General features: G+C 67.2%; 17 protein-coding genes and 2 pseudogenes. 5 read left to right on the forward strand and 14 right to left on the reverse strand.

From position 1 onward, the window contains the following. Positions 1-16: 16 nt before the first annotated feature. Together M3G14_RS04685 and M3G14_RS04690 are read right to left on the reverse strand one after the other, a co-directional pair. On the reverse strand, positions 17-802 hold the full coding sequence (locus M3G14_RS04685; protein ID WP_259925021.1) for a (Fe-S)-binding protein: 786 nt from the start codon (positions 800-802) through the stop codon (positions 17-19). A 62-nt stretch (positions 803-864) separates the two neighbouring features. Next, positions 865-2538, reverse strand: coding sequence for an L-lactate permease (locus M3G14_RS04690; protein WP_259925022.1), 1674 nt, complete (start codon positions 2536-2538; stop codon positions 865-867). A 232-nt stretch (positions 2539-2770) separates the two neighbouring features. Between M3G14_RS04690 and argS the strand changes: the two genes are divergently transcribed. From argS to thrB, 4 genes are all read left to right on the forward strand, one after another. Continuing rightward, on the forward strand, positions 2771-4432 hold the full coding sequence (gene argS, locus M3G14_RS04695; RefSeq protein ID WP_259925024.1) for an arginine--tRNA ligase: 1662 nt from the start codon (positions 2771-2773) through the stop codon (positions 4430-4432). Between the two features lie 29 nt (positions 4433-4461). After that, entirely contained in the window at positions 4462-5805 is a 1344-nt protein-coding gene (gene lysA, locus M3G14_RS04700) for a diaminopimelate decarboxylase (protein ID WP_259925027.1), read from the forward strand. A 100-nt stretch (positions 5806-5905) separates the two neighbouring features. Next, positions 5906-7258 (forward strand): homoserine dehydrogenase, encoded by a 1353-nt coding sequence (locus tag M3G14_RS04705; RefSeq protein ID WP_259925028.1) that lies wholly within the window; start codon positions 5906-5908, stop codon positions 7256-7258. 26 nt (positions 7259-7284) lie between these two features. After that, complete coding sequence (gene thrB / locus M3G14_RS04710; protein WP_259925029.1) at positions 7285-8214, forward strand: homoserine kinase; 930 nt, start codon at positions 7285-7287, stop codon at positions 8212-8214. Between the two features lie 6 nt (positions 8215-8220). On the opposite strand, the gene M3G14_RS04715 is transcribed toward thrB, so the two are convergent. The 4 genes from M3G14_RS04715 to M3G14_RS04730 are packed head-to-tail and all read right to left on the reverse strand — an operon-like array spanning position 8221 to position 11336. After that, the gene (locus M3G14_RS04715; RefSeq protein ID WP_259925032.1) at positions 8221-9231 is read right to left on the reverse strand and encodes a ThiF family adenylyltransferase; all 1011 of its coding nucleotides are present in this window, start codon (positions 9229-9231) and stop codon (positions 8221-8223) included. Then, positions 9224-9694, reverse strand: a complete 471-nt coding sequence (locus M3G14_RS04720; RefSeq protein ID WP_259925033.1) for a molybdenum cofactor biosynthesis protein MoaE — start codon at positions 9692-9694, stop codon at positions 9224-9226. The genes M3G14_RS04715 and M3G14_RS04720 overlap by 8 nt, the downstream gene beginning before the upstream one ends. Beyond that, a complete protein-coding gene (locus M3G14_RS04725; RefSeq protein ID WP_259925035.1) occupies positions 9684-10154 on the reverse strand; it encodes a MogA/MoaB family molybdenum cofactor biosynthesis protein in 471 nt (156 codons plus the stop codon). Before M3G14_RS04725 ends, M3G14_RS04720 begins: the two co-directional genes overlap by 11 nt. Before the next feature lie 12 nt (positions 10155-10166). Next, positions 10167-11336 (reverse strand): molybdopterin molybdotransferase MoeA, encoded by a 1170-nt coding sequence (locus M3G14_RS04730; RefSeq protein ID WP_259925036.1) that lies wholly within the window; start codon positions 11334-11336, stop codon positions 10167-10169. A 41-nt stretch (positions 11337-11377) separates the two neighbouring features. Here M3G14_RS04730 and M3G14_RS04735 point away from each other — a divergent pair, with 41 nt between their 5' ends. Continuing rightward, complete coding sequence (locus M3G14_RS04735) at positions 11378-11632, forward strand: MoaD/ThiS family protein (RefSeq protein ID WP_259925038.1); 255 nt, start codon at positions 11378-11380, stop codon at positions 11630-11632. Here the strand turns inward: M3G14_RS04735 and M3G14_RS04740 are convergent. From M3G14_RS04740 to moaA, 8 genes and pseudogenes are all read right to left on the reverse strand, one after another. Continuing rightward, entirely contained in the window at positions 11629-13542 is a 1914-nt protein-coding gene (locus M3G14_RS04740; protein ID WP_259925043.1) for an ATP-binding cassette domain-containing protein, read from the reverse strand. The genes M3G14_RS04735 and M3G14_RS04740 overlap by 4 nt on opposite strands. Then, positions 13539-14330: a molybdate ABC transporter substrate-binding protein gene (gene modA / locus M3G14_RS04745; RefSeq protein WP_311201351.1), complete on the reverse strand. Its 792-nt coding sequence runs from the start codon at positions 14328-14330 to the stop codon at positions 13539-13541. The genes M3G14_RS04740 and modA overlap by 4 nt, the downstream gene beginning before the upstream one ends. A gap of 41 nt (positions 14331-14371) precedes the next feature. Next, positions 14372-15142 (reverse strand): annotated as a pseudogene (narI, locus tag M3G14_RS04750) (respiratory nitrate reductase subunit gamma). Positions 15143-15154: 12 nt separating this feature from the next. Beyond that, positions 15155-15607: pseudogene (gene narJ / locus M3G14_RS04755) on the reverse strand (nitrate reductase molybdenum cofactor assembly chaperone); the annotation flags it as partial. Positions 15608-15650: 43 nt separating this feature from the next. Next, on the reverse strand, positions 15651-16229 hold the full coding sequence (locus M3G14_RS04760; protein ID WP_259925045.1) for a molybdenum cofactor guanylyltransferase: 579 nt from the start codon (positions 16227-16229) through the stop codon (positions 15651-15653). A gap of 4 nt (positions 16230-16233) precedes the next feature. Then, on the reverse strand, positions 16234-16713 hold the full coding sequence (moaC, locus tag M3G14_RS04765; RefSeq protein WP_259925048.1) for a cyclic pyranopterin monophosphate synthase MoaC: 480 nt from the start codon (positions 16711-16713) through the stop codon (positions 16234-16236). A 9-nt stretch (positions 16714-16722) separates the two neighbouring features. Beyond that, on the reverse strand, positions 16723-17967 hold the full coding sequence (locus tag M3G14_RS04770; RefSeq protein ID WP_259925049.1) for a molybdopterin molybdotransferase MoeA: 1245 nt from the start codon (positions 17965-17967) through the stop codon (positions 16723-16725). Between the two features lies 1 nt (position 17968). After that, on the reverse strand, positions 17969-18997 hold the full coding sequence (gene moaA / locus M3G14_RS04775) for a GTP 3',8-cyclase MoaA (protein WP_259925051.1): 1029 nt from the start codon (positions 18995-18997) through the stop codon (positions 17969-17971). Positions 18998-19020: the final 23 nt, after the last annotated feature.

The following is a 19020-nucleotide window of genomic DNA, read 5'->3' on the forward strand; positions in this document are numbered from 1 at the left end:
TTACCGAGTGCGACTTTCACAGCATGCTCTCCTTCGAGTAGGCGGCTGATTCAGGGGTCCACGGGTTCGCCTTGGTGGAGGCGAGGATTTCAGCCATGTGCAGGGCACGCACACCCGTGTGCTGGCGGCTCATGGCGCCAGCGATGTTCATCAGGCAGGAAGAGTCACCGGCGGTGACGTACTCCGCCTTCGTGTCCTTGATGTGGCGGGCCTTGTCAGAGACCATCGCCGCGGAAACCTCGGACATCTTCAGTGCGAAAGTGCCGCCGAATCCGCAGCATTCCTCGCGGTTGGGCAGCTCCACCAGTTCGAGGCCTTCGACTGCGCGCAGCAGCTTGTAGGGGCGCTCGCCGACCTCCAAGAAGCGGCGCGAGTGGCAGGACTCGTGGTAGGTCACGCGGTGGGGGAAGAACGCTCCGACATCCTCGGTGCCTGCGACATCGATGATGAACTCGGAGAGCTCGTAGGTTTTCTTGGCGGCCTGCTTCGCGCCGTCGACAAGCGCGGCGCTGCCGTAACGGTCGGCGATAGAGACGTGCTGTTCGCGCACGGCACCCGCGCACGAACCGGACGGGGCCACCACGTAATCGATGGAGGGGTCGGCAAAGGCGTCGACGTAGGACTCGATGATGGGCACGGCCTGCTTCTGGTAGCCAGTGTTGACATGCATCTGGCCGCAGCACGTCTGGCCTTCGGGGAATACGACCTCGTAGCCGAGACGGGACAACACAAGTGCGGAAGCCTTGTGCGCGTCAGGGAAAAGAGCGTCGCCGATACAAGTAGAAAACAGTGCTACTCGCAATGTGGACTCCTTATTGTGAATTGCTAGTGACGGATTGCTCCGACAACCGGGCACTACCTTAACTAGTTTACGACCGGTGCCATGAAGCTGAGAATGTTGGTCTGCAGGAAGACCATGATGCAGACGGCGAGCAAGAAGACGAAGGAATAACCGACGACCCGCTTGAAGATCTCGGACTCCTTACCCTCCATATCTACCGCCGTTGCGGCAATCGCGAGCGACTGCGGCGAGATCATCTTGCCCACGACACCACCGGTGGTGTTGGCCGCAAGCATGAGATCCGGGTTGAGATTCAGCTGCTGGGCTGCGGTGACCTGCAGGTTGCCGAACAGGGCGTTGGCAGAGGTATCCGAGCCGGTCACGGCAACGCCGACCCAGCCCAAAATGGGGGCAGTGAAGGCGAAGAAGCCGCCGAGGTTGGCAAAGAACTCGCCGATGGTCACGGTCTGGCCCGAGTAGTTCATCACGTAGGCCAGCGCAAGCACGAGGAAGATCGTGGCTGCGGACCAACGCATGCGGTACATCGTGTCGGTCAGCTCCTTGCCCACCTGGCCCCAGGTCAGTGTGTAGCGGCCGTTCTCGTCGAAGATGATGTAGAACAGCGCCACCAACAGGCCAGAGATGACCAGCAGCGTGCCCGGGTTGTTGATGTAGGCGAAGGAGTAGTCGGCGCTGACTTCGGCGCCGCTGGCGTCGAGAAGCGAGCCCTGCGGCAGAGCCGGCCAAGCGAACTCGAGCTTGAAGGAGTTGAGCCACTCGGGGATGGTGCTGCCCAGGTTGGCCACGCCGAAGATCACCACGACGACGGCGTAGGGCATGAGCGCCATCCACACGCGGTGGCCCGGAAGCTCCGCGGTATCGGTGTGGGGAGACAGTTCGAGGCGCTCGCGCATCTCCGCGACACCCTTCGGCTGCCAGAAACGCAGCAGCGCAAAGGCGGCGCCGAGTGCGACGATGCACGCGACGACGTCGGTGAGCTGGTAGGCGAAGTAGTGGGACGTTGCCCACTTAGCAATGCCGAAGGTCAGCCCGACGACGAAGGCCGCCGGTGCGGTCTCGCGCATGCCGCGCTTGCCGTCGATGATGGCGGCGATGATGAAGGGGATGAAAAACGCGAGCAGCGGCGTCATGTTACCGATGATCGCGGCGATGTTTTCGGTCTGCTCCACGGTGCGGCCGCCGACCTCACCTGCGGTGGTAATCGGAATGCCGACCGCGCCGAACGCGACGGGTGCCGTGTTGGCGATGAGCACGATCGTCGCGGCCTTCAGCGGCGTAATGCCGAGGGCGAGGATCATCGTGGCGGTAATGGCCACCGGTGCGCCGAAGCCGGCAAGGGCTTCAAGCAGGCCGCCGAAGCAGAACGCGATGAGGATGGCCTGGATGCGCACGTCGCCGTGCCCCATCTTGTCAAAGACCAGGCGCAGGTCTTCGAAGCGGCCCGAGGCGACCGTGATTTGGTAGAACCAGATCGCGGTGAGGATGACAAAGACAATGGGGAAGAGGCCGAACAAGCCGCCGCGGAACGCGGAGGAGATGGCCATCCCCACTGGCATGTTGAAGCCGAAGACGGCCACCAAAATTGCTGCGCCGAGGGCGACGAGGCCAGAGAGGTGTGCGCTGGCTTTGACGCCGAGCAGCATGACGAAGAAGGTCAACAGGGGCAGCGTGGACACGAGCGCCGAGAGGCCGACGCTCCCGCCGATCGCGTCAGTGAAGACTTGGAATTGATCCATATTTGCAGTCCTTGGTTGGAGAAAAGAATGGCGAAAAGGCACACGAGTACAGCCTGTGTATGCGCCGTCATTCTAAAGGTATTATGACATGTAGTTAACGGTATTCGCAGGAAGAACCCGGACAAAGTGCATCACAGATGTAGCGAATCTGACCTGCGGAAATCAGCGTGGCGGGGGTGGCAGACGAGTGTGGGTGGGGGAGCGCACGCGCGGTGAATTAGACTTGCTCCCCATGACGCCAGCAGATCTTTCACAGCTCATTAGGCAAGCAGCCGTTTCCGTACTTACCGCGCACGACCTCGACGCCTCCGTGGTGCCGGAGACCGTGACCGTGGAGCGGCCGCGCAACCCGGAGCACGGGGACTACGCCACCAACGTTGCGTTGCAGGTGGCCAAGAAGGCGGGCACGAACCCGCGCGAGCTGGCGGGCTGGCTCGCCGACGCGCTCGCCGCCGACGCGGCGATCGACACCGCCGAGGTTGCCGGGCCCGGCTTCCTCAACCTGCGCCTGGCCTCTGCCGCGCAGGGCCAGCTGGTGGGCGAGATCCTCGCTGCCGGGACTTCTTACGGCGGCTCCAAGCGCTACGACGGGCAGAAGGTCAACCTCGAGTTCGTCTCGGCCAACCCCACCGGCCCGATCCACCTGGGCGGCACCCGCTGGGCGGCCGTGGGCGACTCGCTCGGGCGCGTGCTGGAGGCCTCCGGCGCTGAAGTGACCCGTGAGTACTACTTCAACGACCACGGCGGGCAGATCGACCGTTTCGCTCGCTCCCTGGTGGCCGCGGCGAAGGGCGAGCCGACTCCCGAGGACGGCTACGGTGGGGAATACATTAAGGAGATCGCGGGCGCGGTCGTCGAAAAGCATTCGGATGCGCTTGCGGGGAGCGACGAGGAGGTCCAGGAGACCTTCCGCGCTGCCGGCGTGGAGATGATGTTTGCGCAGATCAAGCAGTCGTTGCACGAGTTCGGCGTGGATTTCGACGTCTTCTTCCACGAGAACTCCCTGTTCGAATCGGGCGCGGTGGATGCAGCGATCCAGACGCTGAAGGACAACGGCAACCTCTACGAGTCCGAGGGTGCCTGGTGGCTGCGCTCGAGCGACTTTGGCGACGACAAGGACCGCGTGGTGCTCAAGTCTGACGGCAATGCGGCCTACATTGCCGGTGACATCGCGTATGTGGCCGACAAGTTCGACCGCGGCCACAACCTGGCCATCTACATGCTGGGTGCGGATCACCACGGCTACATCGCGCGTCTGCGCGCTTCCGCACAGGCGCTGGGCTACGACCCGCAAGCGGTCGAGGTGCTCATCGGCCAGATGGTCAACCTGGTGCGCGAGGGCAAGCCGGTGAAGATGTCGAAGCGCGCCGGCACGATCATCACCCTCGACGACCTGGTGGATGCGATCGGCGTCGACGGAGCGCGCTACTCGCTCGTGCGCTCCTCGGTGGATTCCAGCCTGGATATCGACCTGGACCTGTGGACCAAGCAGTCGAGTGACAACCCTGTCTACTACGTGCAGTACGGGCACGCACGCCTGTGCTCGCTGGCGCGCAACGCCGAGACCGTGGGCCTGGACAGCGCCGAATTCGAGGGTGTGGACTACTCCCTGCTTGAGCACGAAAAGGAGGGCGACCTGATCCGCACGCTCGGCGAGTTCCCGGCCGTGGTCAAGGCCGCCGCCGAGCTGCGCGAGCCGCACCGCGTCGCCCGCTACGCAGAGGAGCTGGCCAGCGCCTTCCACAAGTTCTACGACTCCTGCCAGGTGCTGCCGAAGGCTGACGAGGAGGTCGCGCCGATCCACCGCGCGCGCTTCGCGCTGGCGATGGCCACCCGACAGGTGCTCGCCAACGCCCTTTCCATGGTCGGGGTGTCGGCCCCGGAGCGGATGTAGTTTTCTCCCAAGGAGGGGTTCTTCACTCTATGCACACTCCAGAAACTGCACTGTTTAACCAGCTTCCCGCCCATGTGTGGCCGCGCAACGCCGCGCGCACGGATGACGGCGTGATCACCATCGCCGGCGTCGCGCTGCCTGAAATCGCCGCGCAGTACGGCACGCCAGTGATGGTGGTCGACGAGGACGATTTCCGCTCCCGCTGCCGCGACATGGCAGAGGCCTTCGGCTCGCCGCGCAATGTCCACTACGCCTCCAAGGCGTTTTTGACCCGCCACATCGCACGCTGGGTGGACGAGGAAGGCCTGGCGCTGGACGTCGCGAGCGAGAACGAGCTGCGTATCGCGCTGGCCGCGGACTTCCCGCCGGAGCGCATCACCGTGCACGGCAATAACAAGTCCGAGAGCTTCTTGCGCCTGTGCCTAGAGTCCAAGGTGGGCCATGTGGTCATCGACTCGCGCCAGGAACTCACCGAGCTCGAGGCCTTAGCCAAAGAGGCTGGTCAAGTCCAGGACGTGTTCGTGCGGGCGAAGCCGGGTGTGGACGCGCACACCCACGAGTTCATCGCTACCAGCCACGAGGACCAGAAGTTCGGACTCTCTCTGGCCTCCGGCACCGCCTACGAGGCGGCCGTCGCCGCGATTGCATCCCCGCACCTGGAGTTGACAGGGCTGCACTGCCACGTTGGCTCCCAGGTCTTCGACGCTGAGGGTTTCAAGCTCGCCGCCGAGCGCGTACTGGGCCTGTACGCCCAGATTTGGAAGGAGCAGCACGTCGCGCTGCAGTACCTGGACTTGGGCGGCGGCTACGGCATCGCGTACACCGACGACGAGGCGCCCCTCGACGTCGCCGCGGTCGCCCGCGACCTGCTGCGTGAGGTCCAAGAGGTTGCCGATGATCTTGGCATCGCAGCGCCGACCGTCGTGGTCGAGCCGGGCCGCGCGATCGCGGGCCCGTCGACGGTGACGCTGTATCGGGTGGGCGTGGTCAAAGACGTCCACACCTCGTACACCTCCACGCGCCGCTACATCGCGGTCGACGGCGGGATGAGCGATAACATCCGACCTGCGCTCTACGCCTCGCTTTACGACGCCCGCGTGGCCAACCGCCTGACCCACGGCACCCCGGTGCAAACGCGCCTGGTGGGCTCGCACTGCGAGTCCGGCGACATCCTGGTCGAGGACGGCAGCTGGCCCGACGACATTGCCGCCGACGATCTGATCGCGCTCGCGGCGACGGGGGCGTACTGCTACTCCATGAGCTCGAACTACAACTCTTTCGGCCGACCGGCGGTTGTCGCAGTGCGCGACGGGGAGATTTACCCCATGGTCCGCCGGGAGACGGTCGAGGACATTTTGGCCCGCGAATATTAAAACGGGCGCGAACTACGCAGAAATAGACTAAGCGGTACACTGAGCCGGGTACGCGCCGGGGAAGCCGGCTCACACGCATCAGATAGGAAAAGGAACACGCATGACTGTCGCAAGCGCCGAAAGCCGCAACGGGAATTACCCGGGCAAGGGAATTGGGCAAGCCGTGGGCGTTGCCATTCTGGGAAAGGGCACCGTGGGTACCGAGGTGCTGCGCCTGATCCAGGAGTTTTCTGACAACCTCGAGCACCGCATCGGTGGCCCGCTTGAGGTCCGCGGTGTGGCCGTGTCCAACGTGGAAAAGCACAAGGACGCCCCCGAGGTGCAGGGTATTTACCTTACCGACGACGCGACCGAGCTGATCAACCGCGAGGACGTCGACGTGGTCGTCGAGGTGATCGGCGGCATCGACTACCCGCGCAAGCTCGTGCTTTCCGCGCTGCAGGCGGGCAAGTCGGTGGTTACCGCGAATAAGGCTCTGGTGGCCGCGCACGGCTCCGAGCTGGCCGACGCGGCCAACGAGGCCGGGGTTGACCTCTACTACGAGGCCGCCGTGGCCGCCGCCATCCCGGTCGTGGGCATGCTGCGCCGTTCCCTGGCGGGCGACCAGGTCCAGCGCATCTCTGGCATTGTCAACGGCACCACGAATTTCATCCTCGACGCTATGGCCTCCACCGGGGCGAGCTACGAGGACGCGCTCGCCGAGGCGACGCGCCTGGGCTACGCCGAGGCCGACCCGACCGCTGACGTGGAGGGCCACGACGCGGCTTCCAAGGCGGCGATTCTTGCGTCGATGGGCTTCCACACCCGCGTGACCTTCGACGACGTCTACTGCGAGGGCATCACCAAGATCACCGCAGAAGACATCGCCGCGGCGAAGAAGTCTAACCAGACCATCAAACTTTTGGCCATCTGCGAGCGGCTGTACGACGACAACGGCAACACCACCGCCGTCAACGCGCGCGTCCACCCGACCCTGGTGCCCAACGAGCACCCGCTGGCCACGGTGGACAAGTCCTACAACGCCATCTTCGTCGAGGCGGAGGCTGCGGGCCGGCTCATGTTCTACGGCAACGGCGCCGGCGGCGCGCCGACCGCCTCTGCCGTGCTGGGCGACCTGGTCGGTGCTGCCCGCAACAAGGTCCACGGTGGCCGCGCCCCGGCGGAGAACCCCTACGCCAACTACGAGGTCGTGGGCTTCGACGAGGTGCCCACCCGCTACCACGTGAACATGACGGTCGACGACCGCGTCGGCGTGCTGGCTGACCTGGCCCGCAACTTCGCCGACGACGGCGTGTCGCTCTCCGCCGTGCGCCAGGAGGAGTCCGGTGACGAGGCCCACCTCATCGTGGTCACCCACAGGGCGCTCGAGCGCGACCTGCGCGCGATCGTCGAGCGCCTGGAGGGCCACGACGCGGTCAAGTCGGTCAACTCGGTCATCCGCCTCGACGCCTAAATCGCATAAATAGGGAAGGGTTGCACATGCCTACGGATCTACAAGTCGGGCTCAAAGCCACGGTCACTGTTCCCGGTTCCTCGGCGAACCTGGGCCCGGGTTTTGACACGCTCGGCATCGCGCTGAGCATCTACGACACCGTCGAGGTGGAGGTCATCGCCTCCGGCCTTGAGGTGTACATCTTCGGCGAGGGTGCGGAGGACTTGCCGCGCGACAACTCTCACCTGGTGGTCAAGGCGATCCGCTCGGGGCTGAAAGCCGCCGACGTTCAGGCCCCCGGCCTGAAGGTGACGTGCACGAACAACATCCCGCAGTCGCGCGGGCTCGGCTCCTCGGCTGCCGCCGCGGTCGCCGGCGTGGTGGCCGCGAACACGCTCGCCGGCAGCCCCTTGAGCACCGAGGAAGTCGTCCAGCTGTCCAGTGAGTTCGAGGGCCACCCGGATAACGCGGGCGCCTCCGTGCTCGGCAACGCCGTGGTGTCCTGGACCGAGATCCCCGTCGACGGCCGCTCGCTGCCGGAGTACCGCGCCGTGGGCGTGCCGGTGGACCCGCGCATCCGCGCCTACGCGCTCGTGCCGGACTTCCACGCCTCGACGAACGCGGTGCGCAAGGTGTTGCCCAGCCACGTCACCCACACCGATGCGCGATTCAACGTCTCGCGTACCGCGGTGATGACGGTGGCCATCCAGCACCACCCGGAGCTTCTGTGGGAGGGCACTCGCGACCGCCTGCACCAGCCGTACCGCTCGGACGTGCTGCCTGTGACCGCGGAGTGGGTCAACCGCCTGCGCAACCGTGGCTACGCCGCCTACCTCTCCGGCGCTGGCCCGACCGCGCTCGTGCTGTGCACCGAGCCTGTCGACGCCGCGATCTTGGACGAGGCCCGCGACGCAGGCCTCCGCGTCATCGAGCTTGAAGTCGCAGGCCCGGTCGAAGCCGAGCTCACTGCAGACTAGGGCTGACTACCGAGCGACGCGCTCCATCCCGCCGCGCAGGCTGGCTACCCCGCGCACGCCACGCTCTGCGAGGGCGGCGACGGCCTGCGCGGAGCGCACGCCAGATGCGCAGATCACCACCCCGCCGTTTTCGAGCTCCGGCGGGGTGTAGCCGTTTATAATCGTGCCCAGCGGCACGTTGATCGCGCCCGGCAGGTGGGAGGTGGCGAACTCGGCGGGCTCGCGGACGTCGATAAGCGTGGCGCCTTCGGTGAGCTCTGCTACTTCCGCGGGACCTCGGGGCGGGTCCTCGGTGAGCAGGCGTTTCGCAACCGCTGGATCGGCGCACAGCGGCACGTACTCCCAGGTGCCGGCGAGCCCGTCGTAGTAGCCCAGCTGGCCCACCAGCGGGGCGCCCAGGCCGGTGATGCATTTCAGTGCCTCCATCGCCATGGATGAGCCGACCACGCCGACAAGCGGGCCGAGCACGCCTGCCTGCGAGCACGAGGGCACCGAGCCCGGCGGCGGCGGGGCAGGGAAGAGGTCCTCGTAGACCGGGCCGTGGCCGGCCCAGAACACCGACATTTGCGCCTCGAAACCCAAAATGGAGCCCCAGATGTGCGGGATGCCCAACCGGGCTGCCGCGTGGGAGGCGATGTGGCGGGTGGCGAAGTTGTCGCTGCCGTCGAGGATGACGTCCGCACCCGCCAGCTGCTCCAGCGCGGTGTCCCAGGTCAGGCGCTCGGTCACCGGCGTGACTACGGTGTCGGCGTTGAGGGCGGAAAGCTGCTCGATCGCCGAATCCACCTTCGGCTCGCCGACGCGGCCCGTGGTGTGGATGACTTGGCGGTGGAGGTTGGACAGGTCGACAACGTCGTCGTCGAAAAGCGTGATGCGCCCAATGCCTGCGGCCGCAAGATAAAGCAGGGCGGGTGAGCCGAGGCCGCCGGCGCCGATGACGGCGACGTGGGCCGCGCGCAGTGTTGCCTGCGCGGCATCGCCGATCAGGGTGGTTTGGCGCAGGTAGCGATCACTCATCGATGCCCACCCACTGCGTTGCACCGCTAGTCAGCCCTTGTTTCTTCCAAATTGGCACCTCGGCCTTGACCCGGTCGGCCACCTCGGCGCAGGCGCGAAAGGCGTCGCCGCGGTGGGCGCTGGCCACCAGCACCAAGAACGCGAGCTCGCCGATGGGCACGTCGCCGGTGCGGTGCGCGGCGTAGATGCGAACGGGGTGCGCCGCGGCGACTTCGGAGGCCACGCGTGCAAGCTCGCTGGAGGCCGAGGGGTGCGCCTCGTAGGCGAGGGTCGCAACAGACTGGCCGCCGTCGTGGTCGCGCACGATGCCTTCGAAGCGCACGAGCGCACCCATCGCGCGGGTAAGCGTGTCCTCGCTGGCCTGCGCCGCGAGCGCCTCGAGCGGTGCGTCGGTGATCAGGGTGCCGGTGACCACACCTGTCTGCTCGGCCACGTAGGCGGGATCGAGGTCTTTAGTGCTCATGGTGTCCTTCCAACTGGTCGAGGAGGTGGGGCAGTATGGGCTTGAGGACGGCGCAACCGTCGCGGACCCCGCCGCGGGAGCCCGGCAGCGTCATGAGGAATGTGCTGCCGCGGATGCCGGCCACGGCGCGCGAGAGGACCGCGGTGGGCACGTGTGCACGGCCCTGCTCGTAGAAGGCGTACACGATGCCGGGCAGCTCGCGCTCGAGGCTGCCGCGCACCACCTCGACGGTGCGGTCATCGCTGGTGATGCCGGTGCCGCCCGAGGTGAGGATCACAGCGGGTTCGCGCAGCAGCGCGGCGCGCAGGGCCGCCTCAACATCCGCATCGGCCACGACGGTCGCCTCCGGGGTCTCAAGGCCCATCTCGCGCAGGAATGCCACGGCGATCGGTCCGGACTCGTCGGCGTAGATGCCTTGGGCCGCACGCGTCGACGCCACAATTACTTCAGCTTTTCTCATAGATATTCCACTCTACAGCGGGTAGACAGAAACCAGCTCGTCTGCGCCCAGCCGGGTACCTGCGGGCACGCGGATGAGGCACTGCGCCCCGGCCGCCTGCGCCAACAGGTGGGAACCGGCGCCGCCGATGGGGTGGGCTCGGCCATCAACGACGCGGCCGCGCAGGAACTGCTCGCGCCCCTCGATCCCTGCTGCCGGGCACGCCAGCGGCACACGCAGCATCGCTGGCGCGTGTCCGAGCAGCGGCGCGACGTAGAGGCGAAAGCTGACCAAGGTGGAGATGGGGTTGCCCGGCAGGCTGATGACCGGCACACCGTTAACCGTGCTTAAGCCCTGCGGACCGCCCGGCTGTTGGCTGACGTGGCCGTACCATCCCGCGGGGAAGGCGAGCCGTACGACTTCGAACTTGCCGTGGCTGATTCCCCCGGATGTCACCACTGCGTCGGGCCGGTGGCGCTCGACCGCAGCGCGTACCTCATCGCGCAGCGCTTCTGGCTCGTCGCTGGTGCGCACGTGCCCGGCCACCTCGATGCCGTGGCGGGCTGCCAGCGCGCGCAGCATCGGCCCGTTCGCGTCCGGGATGCGCGCCACGCCTGCCTGCTGCGGGGCATGGGCGATCTCCGCGCCGCCGGTGACAATGACGATCCGGCCCTGTCGTACCACGCAGACCTCGTCAATACCTTGGCTGGCCAGCGCGCCGACCAGTGCCGGGGTAAGCGCTTCGCCTGCACGGGCGAGCACGTCGCCTGCCGCGATATCGCTGCCAGCGCGCCGCACAAAGGCACCGTCTGGGGTCGCCGGGAGCTGCACCGTCTCGCCCTGGGCACAAAATTCGCCGGGTGTGCAGGCCTCGACCGGGATGACCGCGCGCGTGCCGCGGGGCAGCTTCGCACCGGTCATGATTGGGGCGGCGAGCTCGCCGAGCCCATCAGGGTAGGCATGCGCCGGGTCGTCGCCTGCGGCGATGGTCGCGCCGACGCGCGCTGCACGCGCCTCGGTCGACCCCACCGCGTAGCCGTCCATCTGCGAGTTATCAAAGGACGGCTGCTCGCGCCTCGCGGCGACGTCCTGGCCGAGGATCGCGCCGCGCGCGGCCGCCTCGAGCGGGGGAATCGTTTCGTGCCCGCGCGAGCCGAGCGCGGCTTTGACAGCGGCGAAGTGGGCTTCGGGGGTTCGGGTCATGGGGCCATGGTACGGCTTGCGCGAGTCGGTATGGTGAGGGCATGCAGATCCACTACTTCGCCGCCGCACGGGCCGCCACCGGCACTGCACACGAGCAGGTCGGCGAGTTCGACACCCTCGAGCAGTTGCTTGCCGACGCCACGTCGCGCCACACCGGCACCACCGACGCAGGCCAAACGCTCGCCGACATCGTGCCGCGCTGCACCTTCCTCGTCGACGGTAAGCGGGCGGAGCCTACTGCCGCGCTTGCCGGCGCGCAGCGAGTGGACGTGCTTCCCCCGTTCGCTGGCGGCTAGCACGCAGTTACCCGCACCTGCGCTGGATCGAGCGCGCACGAAAGCTGCGCCCCCGGCGAGACACTCGCCTGCACCGCCGTTGCGTGGTCGACGAGCAGGGTGAGCCAATACTCGTTGCCGTTGTCCTGCGGCGGGCGCAGTACCACGCTGGCCTGCCCGCTCGGCAGCATGCTGACGTGTGCCACCTTTGCCTCAATAGCGCTCTCAATGGAACTGCCGTGTGCAGGCACGTGGTCCGGGCCGACGAGCGTGAGCGCTGCCGGGGCAAATGTCGCCCGCGCCCGCGTGCCTGGGCGACACGGCGAAGCGTTGAGGCCGTAAATCGGGCCGAAGGCTGAGTCCAGCACGCCGTGTTCGTCGAAAGTCCCCGCGAGCAGGTTGGCACCGACCAGGCGCGCTGCAAAGCGGGTGGCCGGCGCCGCCACCTCCTCGGTGGCCGGGCGGAAGGTGACCACGCGCCCGCGGCGCATGACCGCGACGAAGTCGGCGAGCGCTACCACGTCGAGCGCGTTGTGGGTAATCAGCACGGTGGTGCGGTCGTGGCGCGCCGCGTGCAACACCTGGCGCCACTGGGCGGCGACGTCGACGTCGAGCGCCGCGAGCGGCTCGTCCAAGATGAGCACGGCAGGCCGCGTGGCTAGCGCGCGGAGGAGCGCAACCTGCGCGGCCTGCCCGCCGGAGAGCGCACGGACGGGGACGTCGGCAAGCTCGCTGAGCCCGGCAGCGGCAAGGAGCGCGGATGTCCGTTGCGCATCGCGCGTGACCATCGTGATGGCGGACGCTGCCGTCGCAGTGGGTGGCAGGCCCGGGTTCTGGGTGAGTAGGACCACCCCACGCTGGAACGCGGGGACCGGGCGGGTGTCGGGGCCGTCGACAAGCCGCTCGCCAACACGCACCTGCGTGCCGCGTAGCCGGCCGGCGACGCGTCCGGCAAGCGTCGTCTTGCCCGCTCCGTTTGGGCCGATCAGGGTGGTCAGCGCGTTGGCGGGGAAGCGCACGCCGCCGACCTCGACCGCGCTCCCGCCATCCGCGGGCCGGGTGAGCTCGCGCAAGCGCTCGACGTCGATGGCGCCGGTGGCGCGAGCTTGCTGCTCCGGGGCGCGCCGGGTCCACAGCGCGGGCAGCGCGGTGGCGGCGAGCGTGAGCACCGCCAGGCCAATGAGGACGGCGGAGAGCCCGTAGGCCAGCGCGGCGTCGACCTCTCGGGCAAGGTAGATCCCCAGCGGCATCGTGCGGGTGGTGCCCGGCATGGAGCCGGCGAAGGTGAGCGTAGTGCCGAATTCCCCGAGTGAGCGGGCAAAGGCGAGCCCCGCGGCCGAGACGAGCGAAGGCGCGATAGCGGGCAGGATGATCTGCTGCACTGTCTTGGCCGGAGAGATTCCCACTGCAGCGGCCGAGTAGGTGACCTCGGGGTCGAGCTGGCGAAGCGCGGCATCGAGCGTGATCACCACAAAGGGCAGCGCGATGAAGACGTGGGCGGCCACCACGCCTGGGAAGGCGAAGGCGAACTGCCACCGGAACAGCTCCAGCAGCGGCGCGGCGAGGCCGCGGCGGCCGAGAAATGCGGTAAGCGCGAGACCCGCCACCACCGGCGGCAGCGCGAGCGGTAAGAGCACAAGCAGGCGCGCCAGCCGTGCGCCGCGCTCAAGGCGTTGCAGCCAGAGCGCGAGCGGGACGCCGAGCACCATGGCGAGCACCGTGGCGCACACCGCGGAGCGCAATGTGACGCCCAGTAGGTCCCGGGTCTCGGGCTGCGCCAGGATCGCGCCGAGTTGGTCGAAGGGCACGCGTATGCCGAGTGCGATCACGGGCAGGATGATCAGCGCCAACGCGGTAGCCGCTAGCACCGTCACGATTGGTGTGTTCGGCTGCTTCAGCGGCGCAACCGGTGAGGGTGGTGTTCGCGTCATGCCGCGGGTGTAAATCCGTACTTCTGCCACAGCGCTGCGGTCTCGCTGCTGCCCAACAGCGAGACTAACGCGGCGGCATCTTCTGGGTGCTCGGTCGTGATGACTACGCCCGCGACAAGTGTGTTGGGGAACTCCTGGGCGTGTGGGATGTCGATGACCTCGACTGCGTCGCCGGCGGCTGCTGCGTCAGTGCGGTAGACAAAGGCGGCGTCTGCCTCGCCAGTCACCACCTTGCCCAGGGTGTCCGCCACGTTGTGCTCCAGCGAGACCGGGGTGAGATTGAGCGAGTTCGCCTCGATCAGCTGTGCCGAGACTGCGCCGCACGGCACCTGTTCGTCGCACAGCACCAGGTTGGCGTTCCCGCTTTCCAGGTCGTGGACGTTCTTGATGCCTGCTGGGTTGCCCTTCGGCACGACCAGCACCATGGAGTTGGTTGCTACGACCTGCGGGTCGCGCACCAGGCCTGCTTCGACGGCGTCGTGCATGTGCTTGGCGTCGGCGGTGATGAGCACGTCGCCCGGCGCGCCGTCGGCAAGCTGTTGCACGAGCGCCGAGGAGCCTGCGTTGACGAAGGTCAGCGACTCGCCGCTGACACGCTCCACGTCCTCGTTGAGCACGCGCGTCGACGCTGCCCCCAGTACTGTGAGCTCGGTAGACGCGGATGCCACTGGGGACTCCGTAGTCTCCGTAGACCCCGTAGTCTCCGTAGACTCTGCACCGCCGCAGCCGGCCACCGTAAGCGTGAGGATGGCCGCCGCAGGCAGCGCGAGGGCGTGGGAACAACGCACGTGGACTCCTTCGCACTGGGGGAACGTAAAGTGCCTACAGCTTAGAGCATCTTCTCTCGCTTGAGCTGCGCCGCGTTGGAGCGCACCGGGCTCCACTGATCCTCGGTACGTCGGCTTTGTACCTCCGCCCCGCGGGAGCGGTAGACCACGTACGGGCGCGTGGAGTAGCCAACCGGTGCCGAAAACGCGTGCACCAGGCGGGTAAACGGCCACACAGCGATGAGCGTGAACCCTGCTAAGACGTGAACCTTGAACTGTCACGGTGCCTGCACCATCAGCTCGGGCTGTGCGTTGAAGATGAGCAGCTGGCGGATCCACGGGGAGATGGTCTCTCGGTAGTCATACCCGCCGGGCTCGCCGAAAACCTGCGTGGACACGGTGGCGATGAAGCCGGAGAACAGGGCCGCGACCAGCAGGATGTACATCACCTTGTCAGAGGTGGCGGTGGACAGGAACACCGAACGGTTCACCACGCGGCGGTACAGCAGGCCGAGGATGCCGAGTACGACGGCGACGCCGGCGATGGTGCCGGGAATGGTGGCGATCAGGTGGTAGGCGTGGTCGCTGATCCCGATTGCGCGGGTCCAGCCCTTCGGGATCGCCAGGCCCATGAGGTGGCCGATGACCACGAAGACCATGCCCCAGTGGAACAGCGGGGAGGAGAGGCGCAAGAGTTTCGATTCGTAGATTTGCGAGGAGTGCGTCGTCCAGCCCATCTGGTCGTAGCGCCAGCGCCAGATGATGCCGATGACAAATGCGGCGATGGCCAGCCAGGGGAAGGCCACCCACAGGAATGCTTCAATGCCGGTCATGATGTAGAAGTCCTAACTGTGTTCGGGGACTGCGGTGGGAAAGGGAAGGGGTTGCGTTTCGATACCAACGAGCTCGGCGGGCGGGCCCTGCCGGATCAGGTTGATGTAGCTTTGCACCGTCTCCGGGGCCATCTCAGGCAGCGCCATGCACAGCGCGGTAATCACGTGCGCGTACGGCGAGCCCAGGTCGCTCAGCGCGCGGCGGAGCACCTCGATGCCGTCGCGGTGGCTGGCCACCATGGCGATGGCGTTGTCGGTCACGGAGGCGTCGGCAAGCGCGAGTGCCTCGAGCACGACACACAGGTGGTCTGGTAGCTCATCGGAGAGCTCCTCGACGCCGAGCGCGGCCAGCTGCTGGCGAAACGCCAGGATGGCGGCACCGCGCTGGCGGGTATCGCCCACGGCGTAGTAGCTCAGGTGCAGCGAGCAGCGCCGGCGCTGGTCGAAGGTCTCGACGTAGTGCTCCTCGGAACCGAGCTGGCCCAGCCTCACCGAGTGGGTGGGCTAACTAGAGCTCAACCTCACCCAGGGCGCGGAGTTGTTCGGGGGTGTCGTAGTCCTGCTCGTTGCCGTCGCCAAGCACCTGCACGATGCGGGAGGGCGGGGCGAGCAGGCGTTTGGCCGCGATATCGCGCGTGCCGGTGCGCGCAAGCGTTTCGACCAGCGCTGCGCGGCGCCATACCGCGCAGAGGGGCTGGAGGTAGCCGTCGGTTGCGAGGGTGACGGCGGCGTGCGCGCCGGATTCGCGAAGCAGCGCCTGTGAGAGCTCAGGCAGCAGTGCCCCGGACCGCGGCGCGTCCACGGCGATGATGCCGACCAGCTCGGTGTCGAGGGCGCGGACTCCGGCGTTGATGCCGGCCACCGGCCCGCCGAAGGGCGGATCCTCGGTGGTTTGCCTAAGGCGCGCCATCTCGGGGAGGCGCAGCGGGAAAGGGGAGACCACGACGGCCGCCTCGTACGGAGGAAGTGCGGCCAGGGTGCGGTCGATCAGCCGCCTGCCGTCGACTTTGACCTGGGCCTTTTCCGCGCCCATCCGAGTCGAGCGGCCGCCCGCAAGGATGACGACACCGAGTGTTGGGGGCTGCACGGGCTTAGGCACCCGGCAGCGTGCGCGACCAGTCGCCGGAGCGGCCGCCGGACTTGGCGGTGATACCGCAGCGGCGAATGTAGGCAGAGCGGTCCACGCCCTTGACCATGTCCACCACCGACAGCGCTGCCACGTTGACCGCGGTCAGCGCCTCCATCTCCACGCCCGTGCGGTCGGCCGTGCGGACGGTCGCCTCGATGAACACGTGGTCCGGCTGCAGCGAAAGATCGACCTTGCAGCCGTGCACGCCGATGGTGTGCGCTAGCGGCAAAAGCTCCGGCACGCGCTTCGCGGCGGCGATGCCGGCCACGCGCGCGACTGCGAGCACGTCACCCTTGGGCACGGTGCCGTTGGCGAGCGCCTCAAGCACCTCGCGCGAGCAGGCAACCTCGCACTGCGCCGTCGCGGTGCGTACCGTCGGCTGTTTTTCTGTGACATCGACCATGTAGGCCGCGCCGGAGTCGTCCAGGTGGGTAAAACGCATTGTTGCTCCTTAGAAGTAAACCTTGACGGGGCCTTGGGGCGCATCCACGATCGCCAGCCCGTCTATTCCCGTCAACGATGCCACGAAACTCGACCCGATTGCCGGGGCGAAGGATTCGGCGACCGTGCGGCCATCGGCGTGGTGCAGCCGAACCGGCACGGCGTAGGTCACACCCGGCTTCGCCGTGTTGACAAAATCTGCGGCGCGCTCGGCGAGTATGTGCGGCCGCTCCGAGAAGCGCAGGCCTCGCGAAATTCCTGCTTGCGCCGCGATGAGTGGGGCCCCGTAGAGCAAGAAGGAGACGAAAGCCGCAACCGGATTGCCGGGCAGGCACACAAGCGGCGTGCCGGCGAACGTCCCGGCACCTTGCGGGCTGCCGGGGCGCTGGGCCACCTTGCCAAACCACATGCCCGCATCTGTCGAGCTCACCGCGCGGACGATGTCGAAGGCACCGGCACTGACCCCACCCGAAGTAATGACCAGGTCGGCCTCGGCGGCGGCGCGGCGCAGCGTCGCCTCGGCCGCCTGATCGTCGTCGACGTGGTAGCGCACCACGCGGGCGCGCTGCTCGCTTGCCGACGCCGCGAGCTCGGCCACCATAGGCAAATTCGAATCCGGGATCTGCGCACCGGAAATCTCGCCGGGCCAGGCCCTAAGCTCGCTGCCGGTCGACACCACGGCGACGGTGGGGTGCGCGTACACGTCTACTGTGCGCACCCCGGTCGACACGCACGCGGCGAGCGTGCCCGCGTCAACGCGGAGGCCAGGGGTGGCAATGGTATCGCCAGGCTGGGCGTTTTCGCCGGCGGTCCGGATGTGGGTGCGGCCCGCCTCGACGCGCGTGATAGTCACCTCGGTGGGCAGCGGGTACGGTCCGCGGGGGATGTTTGTCTGCTCGACGGGAACAACGACGAGGTCGCCGTCGCTGTCGGCGATCGGCGCGCCCGTCATCACCCGAATCGCGCATCCCGCTGGGCAGTCAAGCGCCGCTGATCCCGCGGGCACGTCGCCGGCGACCGGGAGCGTCCACGGGCCCTCGCCGCGCACGTCGGCTGCGTGGACGGCAAAACCATCAACGGCAGAATTGGCAAAGGGCGGGACTGCGAGTCGCCCCCGCACCGGTGCGGCAAGGACGTGGCCGGTTGCCTGATCCAGCGGCACCTCGCGCTCGATGCGCGGGGAGGCGAGCGCGAGCACCCGGTCGAGGTGCTCGGCAATGCTCGGGCGTGCTGTTGGTTGCTCAGGTGCGTGCATGCTAGCCGCCGATCTCGCTCATGGTGCGCTCCGGTTGCAAAAAGCCGACGTCGTTAATGCCGTGCCCCGGCTTCTTCAACCACATCGCCTCCGCCCACGCGTCGGCGAGTGCTGCGTCGCTTGCGCCCGCGCGCATGAGGTCGCGCAGCGAGACCTCGTCGGCGGTCTTGGAGAAGAGGCAGGCGCGGATAGCGCCATCGGTGGTGAGACGAGTCCGATCGCACGCACCGCAGAAGGGGTGCGTGACCGAGGCGATCACGCCGAGTGTGCCCTCGCGCGTACCGTCAGTGATCTTCCACAGTGCCGCGGGCGCGGAGCCGCGCGGTTTTTCCGCCGGGGTAAGCCGGAAGCGAGTTTCCACCTGCGCAAGAATCTCGCTCGCGGTGACCATGTCGCCGCGCTTCCATTTCTCGCGGGGACCAAGCGGCATCTGCTCGATAAAGCGCAGCTGAAGGCCCTTGTCTAACGCGAAGTCGACGAGGTCAAGGATGCCATGCTCGTTGACGCCGGGCATCACCACCGCGTTGACTTTCACCGGGGTCAGCCCCGCGGCGAGCGCGGCGTCGATGCCGGCGAACACGTCCTGAATGCGGTCCCGACGGGTCAAGCGCGCGAAAAGGTCCGGGCTGGTGGTGTCTAAAGAGACGTTAATGCGGTCCAGGCCCGCCGCCGCAAGGGCGTCGGCGCGCTTGGCCAACCCGAGCGCATTTGTGGTCAGCGCAGTGGTCGGAGCGGTGTCGCCACCGTCGATACGCAGCTGCTTCGTGGCTGCAACGATGTCTTCGAGCGATTTGCGTAGCAGCGGCTCGCCCCCGGTAAATCGCACCTGGTGGATACCCAGTGATTCCACCGCAAGGCGAATGAGGCGGATCGTCTCTTCGTCGCTCAACGCCTGCTCCGTCGGCATCCACTCAAGCCCCTCTGCGGGCATGCAATACGTGCAGCGCAGGTTACACCGGTCGGTGAGGCTGACCCGCAGGTCGCGGGCGGTGCGGCCGTATTGATCATCCAGCGTGCGTGTGTTGGGCATAGTGTCCCCACTATAAGGGTTTG

The sequence above is a fragment of the Corynebacterium sp. p3-SID1056 genome (assembly GCF_025152525.1).
Taxonomy (GTDB): Bacteria; Actinomycetota; Actinomycetes; order Mycobacteriales; family Mycobacteriaceae; genus Corynebacterium.